12 protein-coding genes are annotated in these 11,967 nt (G+C 39.8%); 8 read left to right on the top strand and 4 right to left on the bottom strand.

What is annotated here, in order from left to right:
• The first annotated feature begins 7 nt into the window (after positions 1-7).
• Genes ccoG through ZA06_RS14840 form a run of 3 tightly spaced genes read left to right on the top strand, consistent with a single transcriptional unit; the run spans position 8 to position 2,596 of the window.
• Positions 8-1,432, top strand: a complete 1,425-nt coding sequence (ccoG, locus tag ZA06_RS14850) for a cytochrome c oxidase accessory protein CcoG (protein WP_053978287.1) — start codon at positions 8-10, stop codon at positions 1,430-1,432.
• Positions 1,433-1,449: 17 nt separating this feature from the next.
• On the top strand, positions 1,450-1,893 hold the full coding sequence (locus tag ZA06_RS14845; RefSeq protein WP_053978286.1) for a FixH family protein: 444 nt from the start codon (positions 1,450-1,452) through the stop codon (positions 1,891-1,893).
• A gap of 1 nt (position 1,894) precedes the next feature.
• Complete coding sequence (locus tag ZA06_RS14840) at positions 1,895-2,596, top strand: sulfite exporter TauE/SafE family protein (protein WP_053978285.1); 702 nt, start codon at positions 1,895-1,897, stop codon at positions 2,594-2,596.
• Positions 2,597-2,649: 53 nt separating this feature from the next.
• Here the strand turns inward: ZA06_RS14840 and ZA06_RS14835 are convergent, their stop codons facing one another.
• Positions 2,650-3,483: a universal stress protein gene (locus tag ZA06_RS14835; protein WP_053978284.1), complete on the bottom strand. Its 834-nt coding sequence runs from the start codon at positions 3,481-3,483 to the stop codon at positions 2,650-2,652.
• Between the two features lie 198 nt (positions 3,484-3,681).
• Here ZA06_RS14835 and ZA06_RS14830 point away from each other — a divergent pair, with 198 nt between their 5' ends.
• The 5 genes from ZA06_RS14830 (at position 3,682) to ZA06_RS14810 (ending at position 9,505) form a co-directional block, all read left to right on the top strand.
• Positions 3,682-4,290, top strand: coding sequence for a superoxide dismutase family protein (locus ZA06_RS14830; protein WP_053978283.1), 609 nt, complete (start codon positions 3,682-3,684; stop codon positions 4,288-4,290).
• Positions 4,291-4,606: 316 nt separating this feature from the next.
• Positions 4,607-6,058: an MFS transporter gene (locus ZA06_RS14825; RefSeq protein WP_053978282.1), complete on the top strand. Its 1,452-nt coding sequence runs from the start codon at positions 4,607-4,609 to the stop codon at positions 6,056-6,058.
• A 22-nt stretch (positions 6,059-6,080) separates the two neighbouring features.
• Positions 6,081-7,235, top strand: coding sequence for an endo-1,4-beta-xylanase (locus ZA06_RS14820; RefSeq protein WP_053978281.1), 1,155 nt, complete (start codon positions 6,081-6,083; stop codon positions 7,233-7,235).
• Positions 7,228-8,220 carry a glycoside hydrolase family 43 protein gene (locus ZA06_RS14815; RefSeq protein WP_053978280.1) on the top strand — a complete coding sequence of 331 codons (993 nt, stop codon included), beginning with the start codon at positions 7,228-7,230 and terminating at the stop codon, positions 8,218-8,220. The genes ZA06_RS14820 and ZA06_RS14815 overlap by 8 nt, the downstream gene beginning before the upstream one ends.
• Positions 8,221-8,329: 109 nt before the next feature.
• Entirely contained in the window at positions 8,330-9,505 is a 1,176-nt protein-coding gene (locus ZA06_RS14810) for an LETM1-related biofilm-associated protein (RefSeq protein WP_053978279.1), read from the top strand.
• Positions 9,506-9,514: 9 nt separating this feature from the next.
• Here ZA06_RS14810 and ZA06_RS14805 read toward each other — a convergent pair whose 3' ends face one another.
• Genes ZA06_RS14805 through ZA06_RS14795 form a run of 3 tightly spaced genes read right to left on the bottom strand, consistent with a single transcriptional unit; the run spans position 9,515 to position 11,960 of the window.
• Positions 9,515-10,270 carry a LytR/AlgR family response regulator transcription factor gene (locus ZA06_RS14805; RefSeq protein ID WP_053978278.1) on the bottom strand — a complete coding sequence of 252 codons (756 nt, stop codon included), beginning with the start codon at positions 10,268-10,270 and terminating at the stop codon, positions 9,515-9,517.
• Positions 10,267-10,626 (bottom strand): 2TM domain-containing protein, encoded by a 360-nt coding sequence (locus ZA06_RS14800; protein ID WP_240472305.1) that lies wholly within the window; start codon positions 10,624-10,626, stop codon positions 10,267-10,269. The genes ZA06_RS14805 and ZA06_RS14800 overlap by 4 nt, the downstream gene beginning before the upstream one ends.
• Entirely contained in the window at positions 10,617-11,960 is a 1,344-nt protein-coding gene (locus ZA06_RS14795; RefSeq protein ID WP_053978277.1) for a histidine kinase, read from the bottom strand. Before ZA06_RS14795 ends, ZA06_RS14800 begins: the two co-directional genes overlap by 10 nt.
• Between the last annotated feature and the right edge of the window lie 7 nt (positions 11,961-11,967).

The raw sequence follows: 11,967 nt of genomic DNA, 5'->3' as shown, positions 1-11,967 counted from the left end.
CTAAATTATGGATACTCCGGAACAAGAAACATTTAGAGATTCTATTGGCACTGTCACTAAGGAAGGGAAACGCGCATGGGTATACCCTAAAAAACCAAGTGGACCTTATTACGACAAACGTAAATTGGTAAGCTATGCTTTGTTGGCGTTTCTATTCTTGGCACCCTTTATTAAAATTAATGGCAACCAGTTTTTACTGTTCAATGTGCTGGAAAGGCGCTTCAACATTTTCTCGTTCCCATTTTGGCCACAGGATTTCTATTTGTTCGTGATTGCTATGGTGATTGGCATTTTGTTCATCACCTTGTTCACGGTAGGTTTCGGACGTATCTTTTGCGGGTGGATCTGTCCACAGACCATTTTTATGGAAATGGTCTTCCGCCGTATTGAATATTGGATTGATGGTGATCGCGGCAAACAAATGCGCTTGGACAGACAACCTTGGAATGCCGAAAAAATTAGAAAGCGTGCTTTAAAATGGAGCATCTTTTTATTGATTTCCTTCCTTATTGCCAATGTATTTTTAGCCTATCTTATTGGTGGCGACAAGCTTCTTTCCAATATTATGGACGGTCCTTTCGAGCATTTGGGCACCTTGTTTCCGTTGCTCATTTTTACGGGAGTATTCTATTTTATATTTGCTTGGTTCAGGGAACAAGTATGTATCATTGCCTGTCCTTATGGAAGGTTACAAGGCGTACTTTTGGATACCAAATCCATTGTGGTGGCTTACGACGATAAACGTGGTGAAGGCGAAAACGGAAGAAAAAAATTCAGAAAGAATGAAGACCGTCAAGCCCTTGGACATGGCGATTGTATCGATTGTTTGCAATGCGTGCATGTATGTCCTACCGGAATAGACATTAGAAACGGGACACAGTTGGAATGCGTAAACTGTACTGCATGTATTGATGAATGCGACCATATCATGGAAAGTATCAACCTTCCAAAAGGATTGATTAGATATGCCAGTGAAGATGAAATTGAGAAGAAGGAAAAGTTCAAACTTACCCTTCGTATGAAAGGCTATATTGCGGTTCTTACCATATTGATTGGATTCTTAATCGGTCTTTTGGCATTGCGAAGCGATGTAGAAGCGACCATTTTAAGATTACCAGGACAATTATATGAACATAAGGATGATAATATTATCAGCAATGTCTTCACCTATAAATTGGTAAACAAAACATCTAAGGACATTGAAAACATAAGTTTCAAACTAAGAAATTATGAAGGCACCATTAATTTGGTGTCGGCCAAGGATAAGTTTGATGTGCCCGGACAGGACCTTTCAGAAGGAACATTGTTTATTGAAATTAAACAAGGAGATTTAAAAGGAGACAAAAACAAATTGACCATTGATGTTTACAGCAACGATGAATTGATTGAAACAACAACGGTTAATTTTTTAGGTCCTAGAAGTTATAAATAATCTAAAAACTATAAGCTATGAAATTTAATTGGGGAACAGGTATTGTAATTGCCTTTATAGCTTTTATGAGCTTTATACTCTACTTTGTGGTGATAATGAGTAAAAATAGAAATGACCACCATTTAGTAACCGAAGATTACTACCAACAGGAATTGGAATTCCAACATGATATTGACAAACTCAACAATGCCAAAAATTTGGAAGAAAACTTGCGTTGGCAAAAAACAGATAGTGGAATGCTCATCAGTTTTCCTGAAAGTTTGGAAACCCAAAAAATCGCGGGAAATATAGAATTGTACCGCCCTTCCAACAAGCATTTGGATTATAAAACAGCCATTGAGCTTACGGACCATACGGTCTTGATTCCTAATGACCGCCTTTTGGAAGGACGTTGGGACATAAGAATAGACTGGACTTATAACAACACACCTTATTTGTACAAACAGCAAATAGTTTACTAAAATGCTCTGGACGGCCTTTATATTGGGATTATTGGGAAGTTTACACTGTGTAGGCATGTGCGGGCCCATTGCCTTTATGCTGCCTGTAGACCGCTCTAATACCACAAAAAAAGTGGGGCAAATTGCTATTTACCACTTGGGCCGAATTTTGGCCTATAGTATTATGGGCTTTGTTTTTGGACTCATTGGAAAAAGCCTCTATCTCTTCGGGATCCAACAACAGCTCTCAATTGCCATCGGGATTTTGATGATCTTGGCGATCTTACTTCCCCAAGGGAAATTCAGTACCTCCCGACTTACGGCTCCCATTTTTAAGGTCATTTCAAAAATTAAACAAAATCTAGGCAATGCGCTACAAAAAAGAACTGCCGACACCTTTTTAACCATCGGCTTTCTAAATGGATTTTTACCCTGCGGATTAGTATACATGGCCATCTTTGGGGCCATTGCCAACCAAAACATGTTAGAGGGGAGTTTGTATATGGCGCTTTTTGGTTTAGGTACGGTTCCTTTAATGACCTCTGCCATTTATCTAGGAAAGTTCCTCAGTTCAGAAGTAAAACAACGCATTCAAAAAGCCATTCCGGTATTCGTGGTTATTATCGGTCTAATGTTTATCCTTAGGGGCTTAGGCTTGGGCATCCCTTACCTTTCTCCAGCACCGTCTACTCCTATGGCCAGTAGCCATATAGAGTGTCACTAAACAAAAAAAAGGGTTGGAACATTCCAACCCTTTTCGTTTTCTTTTATCTAAACTTAGATCTTGAAAGTCAACACAGGCAATGATGCATGGTTGGCAATATCTTCAGAGATACTTCCTTCAAAGAAATGTAAAAAGCCAGTTCTACCATGTGTAGCCACAGCAATTAAATCGGCGTTGATTTTGTTGGCATAATTAAATACCCCTCCTTCAACGGTATAATCATTAACAACAGCTACGTTGTCTTTTTGATCTAAATTACCATCGGTCTTGTTCAAGAAGTTGGTGATCTTCTCTTCGATTTCATCAGAATTTCTAAAACTGTCTGAAGGCAAGTTCACATAAAGAATATGAGGAGTCACTTTCATAGCTTTGAAAAGGGACATGGCCTTTTTATACACGCCATAAGTTTTGCTAGAGAAATCGCAAGCAAACACGGCATTGTTAAATTCTACATTGGCCAATTTTTCCTTCACAACCAATACAGGTACATCAGAATGTCTTACCACCTTCTCGGTATTGGATCCTACAAAGATTTCAGAGAAACCACTAGCTCCCTTAGATCCCATAACGATTAAGTCTACACTATGGCTTGCGGCCACTTCTGCCAATTCACTAAATACTTTAAAGTGCTTTACTACAGGGGTCACTGTTAAACCTTCCAAATAAGGTTTGTCCAAGAAAGTTTCAAATTTCTTTTCGGCTATCTTTAAGAAAAATACGGCCTTTTCTCCCTGCTCAAGGTCTCCTGTATTTAAAACCGCCTCAGAAATTTCAAGCATGTGCATTACCAATATTTCACTATCATGCTCTCTGGCTATGGCTGCCGCTGCTTCCAATGCATATTCAGAATATTCAGAGAAGTCAACGGGAACGATAATTTTTTTCATTGTAATAAGTAGTTTAGGTTATGTTTTTTCCAAGGATAAAATTACGATTTTTATTCAGCTTTTACGTACAATGACCATGAAATTAACATCGAAAACCTTATTTATTTACAATCAAAACTGTGGTTCCTAGGCTTCAAATAAATTTTAGTATTCTTCATATAATCCTTAACTTTCGGTAAAATTCAAACCAAATTAACAATGAAAGCATCAATCTTAATAGTTCCTATATTGGCAGTTAGCCTTTTTATGGGATGTAAAAACGATCATAAAAAAACAATGGAAGGTACTGAGCAAGAAAGTACCGAAACGGTAACCACACCGGAGAAAACAGAGATGGATAATCACGCTGCCGAAACAAAAAAAATTAAGGTGAGATTGGAGCCAAAAAGTAAAAGCAATGTTTCTGGAAATGTCCTTTTTAAGGAAGTTGATGGGATTGTATCCATGGTAGCCGTATTCGACGGATTGAGCGAGGGGGAACATGCCATCCACTTACATGAAAAAGCAGACTGCTCTGCAGAGGATGGGACTTCAAGTGGTGGTCACTGGAACCCAACGGCACAACCTCATGGCAAATGGGGCAGCTCCGAAGGTTACCATAAAGGGGATATTGGCAACTTTACAGCCGATGCCAAAGGCCATGGTACCATTTCTTTTAGTACCGATGAATGGTGTATTGGTTGTGGCGATCCTTCCAAAGACATTTTAGGAAAAGCCGTAATTGTACATCAAGGTACAGACGATTTCACCACACAACCTACAGGTAACGCTGGTGGTCGTGTAAGCTGTGGCGGTATTATTGAGTAAGAAAATAATGTTCACCAATAGAAGTGAATTTCCACTTTTAACAACATAAAAAAGATGTCCTGAATGGGCATCTTTTTTTTATGCCCATAAAACTCCCAAAAACTGCTCGAAACCACCTGTTTTACTAGCAAATTCCATTATCCATAAATTCTTTCACAATCGGTTGCGTTTTTCATGAAAATTACCCTATTTTTTTTGTAGATTGCAAAGAGATTATTTCTGCAAGCCGAAAATTGAAAAGGCAGCAACAGATGGATTCGCTGAAGTAATAATCCACAAAAACTAACTTCTAACCCATAATTAAACTACTTGTAGAATGACTTCAGATTCTCAAAAGCTCTCCGTAATGGAAAAGGTTGGCTTCGCCTTGGGAGATTTGGCCGCCAATCTTGTATTTCAAACCTTAATTACTTACCTAGCCTTTTTCTACACCGATATTTACGGCTTGGACAACAACCATGCCTCGGTAATCATGCTCACTGTTGGCCTTGTGGCCGCCTTTGTTTTCAACCCTATCATTGGGGCCGTGGCCGACAGAACTCAATCCCGCTGGGGAAAATTCAGACCTTGGATCCTTTATACCGCGGTTCCCTTGGGTGTTGTGGCGCTTTTGGCCTTTACAACTCCCGACTTCTCTTATAAAGGTAAAGTTATTTGGGCCGTAGTAACCTATACCCTACTCCTTTTATTATATGCCGCCAACAACTTGCCATATTCGGCCTTGAGCGGTGTGATTACCGGAGATATGAAGGAACGCAACAGTATGTCAGCCTATCGTTTTGTAGCTGTTATGTTTGCGCAGTTCTTTGTACAGGTGCTCATGCTCCCCATTATCATGTATGTGGGGGAAGGCGATAAGGCTGCCGGGATAGAAACTGTAATGACCTGGTTGGCCATTATTGGAACAGTAATGCTACTCATCACTTTTGCCTCAACCAAGGAACGTATTGTCCCTAAACCTGAGCAACAGGCAAGTTTAAAGGAAGACCTATCCGATTTGTTTCAAAACAGACCTTGGGTCATCATGCTATCCTTAACCATTTTGATTTTTATCACTTTGGCCATGAAAGGTGGCTCGTATGTGTATTATTTCAACAATTATGTCGATCAGACAACCTTGACCGAATACATCAGTCCTATTTTGGATATGATGTCCAACATGGGGATCAATTTCTTTGGTTCCGATCCTGTATCCGCAGGCTTTGGATTGTTCAATGCTGGGGGCATTATCTTTATGATAATAGGAATTACCATCTCCAAAAAACTGGCTGACAAATATGGTAAACGGGATGTATTTGGCATCGCTCTATTCATCTCAACCCTATTTATCATTGCCTTTTACTTTTTTCATCCCAAAAGTGTCGGCTTGATGTTTTGGTCGCAAATCCTCCATGGCTTTTTCTATGGCATCACCATTCCTATCCTTTGGGCCATGATAGCCGATGTAGCCGATTACTCGGAATGGCGTACCAATAGACGTGCCACTGCCATCATTTTTTCTGCCATGATGGTGGGCCTTAAAGCCGGTTTAAGTATTGGTGGTGCCTTGGTAACCTGGATTTTGGGAAGATATGGCTATATTAACAAGGATATGGTACCTGCAGGTCAGGAAATCATACAACCCGAAAGTGTGGCACAAGGAGCGAAAATGTTGGTAAGTATCTATCCTGCCATTCCATTTTTGATAGGCGCTGCCATCTTGTTTTTCTATGTCATCAATAAGCAAATGGAGACCCAAATTGAAAACGACCTAAAAGCACGTAGATAATCAATTTCAAATTACAAGGATTATGAAACTTAAATATCTTCTTCTTTCTCTTCTGATTGTAGGCTGCAAGGCAAAAGAATCTAAAGATACCAAGATTGAAAAGCCTCAAGAAATCACTTCTTTGAAGGAAGCTTTAAAAAGTGATTTTTATATTGGCACAGCACTTAATGTGAATCAAATCCATGAACGGAATGCGGCCACCGATAGTGTAATCAAAACCCATTTCAATGCCATTGTTGCAGAAAACTGTATGAAATCGGGACTGATCCACCCTGAAAAAAACACCTACTTTTGGGAGGATGCCGATGCCTTCGTCAATTTTGGAATGCAGAACAACATGTTCATTACAGGGCATACCCTGGCATGGCATTCGCAAACACCTCCATGGCTGTTTGTAGACGACCAAGGGAATGATGTCACTAGAGAAGAATTGATTGCACGTATGACAGATCATATTACCACCCTCATGACCCGTTACAAAGGCAAAGTAAAAGGTTGGGATGTGGTAAATGAAGCCCTCAATGAAGATGGTACAATGCGAGAGAGTAAATTCTACACCATCATCGGGCCAGATTGGGTGGAAATTATGTTTGGCATTGCGCAGAAAGTAGATCCTGATACGGAGCTTTACTACAACGACTACAACCTTTCCAATCCTGAAAAACGCCAAGGCACTGTCAATTTGGTAAAATCCATTCAGGAAAAAGGGATTAAAGTGACTGGAATAGGTATGCAAAGCCACGTGTCTATGGACAACCCCGACTTAAAAGTATATGAAGAAAGTATTGAAGCCTTTTCAAAATTGGGCACCGTGATGATTACCGAATTTGATCTTTCGGTGTTAAAATGGCCCAACAGACAAATGACGGCAGATATTTCGGAACGTGCTGCCTATATGGAGAAAATGGATCCTTTTAAAACAGGATTGCCAGATTCTATGTCCATGGCCCAACAGGAACGTTTCCAAAAAGTGTTCAATATATGGAAGAAACACAGCAAAAGCATTACAAGGGTAACCACTTGGGGCGTTAACGATGGGAATTCTTGGAAAAATGACTTCCCAATTCCTGGAAGAACCGATTACCCTCTGTTATTTGATAGAAATAACAAGGCAAAGCCTATTGTAACCGACCTTATTAAACAGGCTAATACCACAAACACCACAGCTCATGAATAAAATAGCCAGACATCTCGTAAAACATATTTACACAGCCGATCCTTCGGCTCATGTATTCAACGGAAAACTATACATCTATCCTTCACACGACATTGATGCAGGTGAAGCCTTTGACGATTTAGGAAGTCACTTTGATATGGAAGATTACCATGTATTTTCAATGGACGCTCCTGATAGCGAAGCTGTAGATCATGGGGTGGCTTTGCACGTAAAAGATGTGCAATGGGCAGAAAAACAAATGTGGGCACCAGATGCCGCCGAAAAGGACGGCACCTATTACCTTTATTTTCCGGCCAAAGACCGTGAAGGGATTTTTAGAATTGGTGTGGCCGTAAGCAACTCACCAACGGGACCTTTCACCCCACAGCCAGATGCCATCAAAGGCAGCTTTTCCATAGATCCTGCCGTATTTAAAGATAAAGATGGGGAACACTACATGTATTTTGGAGGTCTTTGGGGTGGACAATTGCAGCGTTGGAGAACAGATCATTTCAATGCCGATGAACCAGAAAGTCCTTTTGCCCATATCCCACAAGATCACGAACCTGCTCTCTGCCCTAAAGTGGCCAAACTAACCGGTGACCTATTGGAATTTGCCGAAATGCCAAAGGATTTGCTCATCTTGGATAAACTTGGTGAGCCACTAAAAGCAGGTGACCACAATCGTCGATTTTTCGAAGCCGCTTGGATGCACTATCACAACGGAAACTATTATTTTTCTTATTCTACTGGAGATACTCACATGCTGTGCTATGCTATTGGCGACAATCCCTATGGTCCATTTACCTATGCCGGAGTCATCTTAACACCTGTGGTTGGTTGGACGACTCACCATAGCATCTGCAAGTTTGAAGACAAATGGTATTTGTTCCATCACGACAGTAAATTATCGGATGGTGTCACCCATTTAAGGAGCATTAAAATGGTAGAATTACAGCACAGACCAGATGGTACTATTGAAACCCTGGATGGTATGATGGAATAATTCCATTCATTTCAGAAAAGTAAGACAGCATAAGCTAATTTGATTTGGAAGTCACTTCGGATTTAAGATTAAAAAGTATCTTTACACCTTAAATTTTTCAGAAAAGCCTATGAACCCGTCTGCCAATGGTTGGATTAAAAAATGTCTTAAGGAAGTTTCCAAAAACGACACCTTCCTTAACCATGGTGACTATCAATTTTATGAGTCCTTAAAACATTGTGGGTTTATTTATGGTAGCAATGTAGAAGTAGTACTCAATGGCATTTACAATAGGGATTTCTCCCACGAAGAGCTTGGAAAAGTCAACCTTTTATTGGCCTTTTATTATGTGCACCACCTTCAAAAAGAACCTCAAAACTTTATTGATAGTGTAGTTGGATTTTACAATACCATTGCTGCTTACAAAAGTTCCTTTTTTGAAGATTTATTGGGTGAAAAAACCTCATCTGAACTACTGGAGAGCATCATCGACAAACGCGTGCATATCGATGATAATATCATCACCAAAAACTTCAATTATTTTATTACGAACGCCTTGTTGTTTGTAGATGTTTTGGCTTACCAAAAATTCCTTAGTACCCACAACATTACAGAAGCGTATATCAAGCAAATGGAAGCTTGTATAGAAACCATCGTGGTAACGGTGTTTGATTATAAAGCTGAAAAATCGCAATATGATAGAAGTTTGATTAAGTTACTCAAGGCTTCTTTACGCTACCAAAACAAAGAAGCGTTGAGTTATGAAGATGTCATTAACTGTATGGAAAGCCCACTCTCAAAATTTTACATTACCGATGTGGTTTGTATGGCCTTTTGGAGTGATAAGGTTATTGATACGGAAGAACAGAAGTTTTTAAAACGTTTCGGAAAGGATCTGCAATTGCCCGATACGGTCATTCAACAATCTGTGAAAGATATCGATTTGTTTTACAAAACCAACAAGGATAAAATAGCCCTATTGAATTCCAAAAACATTGTGCAGAGCTTTTACGACAATTCCAGCAGAATGGTCAGCAAGCTTATAAAACGCAACAGCAAACGCTTGTTGAAGGAATTGAAACAGAGCAAGGAATTAATGGTCCTACTTACCAAATCAACCACCCGACCACTTACTGATGAAGAACAGAAAAAGGTGACCGATCAACTTTTGGACATCATCAAAACCATCCCAAGTTTGGCCATTTTTTTATTACCCGGCGGTATGTTGCTCTTGCCTATTTTTATAAAATTCATTCCTAAAATGCTCCCATCGGCTTTTGATGATAACCGAGTCGAAGAGGATTAATTAGAACAACTATTCCAACCAATCCTTAAAATCCCTAACACGTTCTCGGGCCACAATAACCTCATGTTCCCTAAAGCTCCCCAACTTGATCTGCAATCTGGAATTGGTATAACTAATCATGTCCTGTATGGCATTGATGTTGACAAAAAACTTTCGGTTGATCCTGAAAAACAGGTCGGGGTCCAACTCCTGTTCCAGTTGCTCCAAGGTGGTATCCAATAAATAATTGCGTCCTTCCGCCGTATGGGCATAGGTCCCTTTGTTTTCACTATAAAAACATTCAATGCTCTCCGTGCTTATCAATTTTAAATGTTGGCCAACTTTCACTGAAAAACGCTTTTTATAATCACGTTCTATAGGATTCACCAACAGCTTTTTGATGGCTTCAAAATCCAAACTCATCAAGCCTTGTTGGGGCAAACGCTGTTGGTATTTTTCCACAGCTTTTTTTAGCTCTGCTTCGTCAATAGGTTTCAGAAGGTAATCAATACTGTTCAACTTAAAAGCCCTAAGGGCATATTCATCGTAGGCCGTTGTGAATATAATGGGTGAGGTAATGGATACAGCTTCAAAGATTTCAAAGGACAATCCATCACTCAACTGGATATCCAAAAAAATCAAATCCGGATGTGGATTGGATTGAAACCAAGTAATAGATTCTTCCACGGAATGTAACAAGGTATCTACCTTCACCCCTATATTGTCCAACATACGCTGCAGGCGTCTTGCCGAGGGTTTTTCGTCCTCAATTATCAGTGTGTTCATTGCCATTTTTGCTGATCTTTTTCCATAAACTCCCTTATTTTTCGTTCTTCCCAATGCTTGCCAAACAAGAGGTCGGGGCCAAATACTCCAAAGGCATGGAAGCCTAAGCCTATTCCCCAGAAAATGGCCGTAGCAAAGGTGCCAAAATTCCAGATATTTCCGTGACTTGAAATAGCAATGGTAATGATGATGAATAAATTGACGATTACATAGGACGCCAAATGCCAATAAAATCCAACCAGTTTTTCAACTTTTTTCTTTGCTCTTAAATAAGCTTCTTCCTTGTAGATATAAGTATCCTCCAAGCGCGGCGGAAACTTATCGTTGTTTTGATACGGTTCCATGATCAGCTCCATTTTTGTTGATTTTCTTCTTCTTTCATAAACTCCTTAATCTTCCTACTTTCCCAATTTTGGCCCAAAATACCATCGTTGACAAAGACATTGTATGCTTGAAAAATAAGGCCCATGCCCCATCCCAAAAGTGGGAACCAAAACCAATGGAAGCCCCAAAAGGTTTTGTAGTTGATAAAGATTAAAAAAGGAATTACGAGTAGGTAAGAGATCAAACTGTAATAAAATCCCTTTAGGTTGTCTACATGTTTTCTGGCTCGCAAATAGCTGTCGTCAAATTGCGAAGCGGGTTGTAATGATGGTCTCATAACGGATATTTTTTTGGACAGCATGGGAATAGCCACTGAGAACTTTCCCTGCTGTTGGTGAATACTAACGGTTTTACTGGTAAGCAATTCGTAGCGTTGTTTTATGTTTTCAAGCCCTACACCGCTACCTCGCTTAACTATTTGTTTGGGCTGTAAATTATTCTCCACTATAAGCGCTCCTTCACGCTCATAAATAGTGATGTATAGTGGTTTTGAACTGGTAACCATATTGTGCTTCACAGCATTTTCCAAGAGCAATTGCAAGGACAGCGGCACTACTTTGTATTCGGGATTGGAAGCCCTTTCCGGAATATCAAACACAATGCTGTCTTCAAAACGCATCTTCAACAAAGTCATATAGGTTCTGGCGAAGTCCAACTCCTCATCAACAGTTACCAAATCTTTGTTCTTTTGCTCCAACACATAGCGATACACTTTGGAAAGCGAGGTGGTAAACTGTTGGGCACTCTCTGGATTTTCCTCAATCAAACTGGTAAGCACATTCAAACTGTTGAACAAAAAATGGGGATCCAACTGGTTTTTTAGCGCATCGAATTTTGCACTGGCCGTTCCTGCAATAACTTGCTGCTCCTTGATCTTATTCTTTTGGTACCGATTGTAGAAAAAGATCACATGAAAAATAGCGATAACGGTCAAGGTGATCCACAGTCCAAATTTATAGGCTTCAAGTGTTTCCTGTTCCCAAAAGCTTCCAAAGGAATGTCCATTGAATACCATGGCCGTCAAGGCTCTTAACACAAACAAACCAATTAAGGTGATGATAGTAGCCCCCAATACACCTACTACAATTCGCTTGAGGTAATGCTTCCATTGAAAGCGCTCCAAATATTGAAAAAAATACATATTGGAGTAGCCCAATACAAAGGCGTACAATTGGTAAAACACAAAGTCAATGACATAATCGGTGATGCTTTTATTGGTAAATCCACCGTAAAGTAAATTGCCAAATACAAATATCGCACAGCCAATACCAAAGGCGATAAAGAAAGATTTCATTGACTTGCTCATGATGTTA

This window comes from Mangrovimonas xylaniphaga (assembly GCF_001280435.1).
Taxonomy (GTDB): domain Bacteria; phylum Bacteroidota; class Bacteroidia; order Flavobacteriales; family Flavobacteriaceae; genus Mangrovimonas_A; species Mangrovimonas_A xylaniphaga.
The sequence above is the reverse complement of the archived record's forward strand: the minus strand, read 5'-3'. Positions and strand labels throughout refer to the sequence as shown.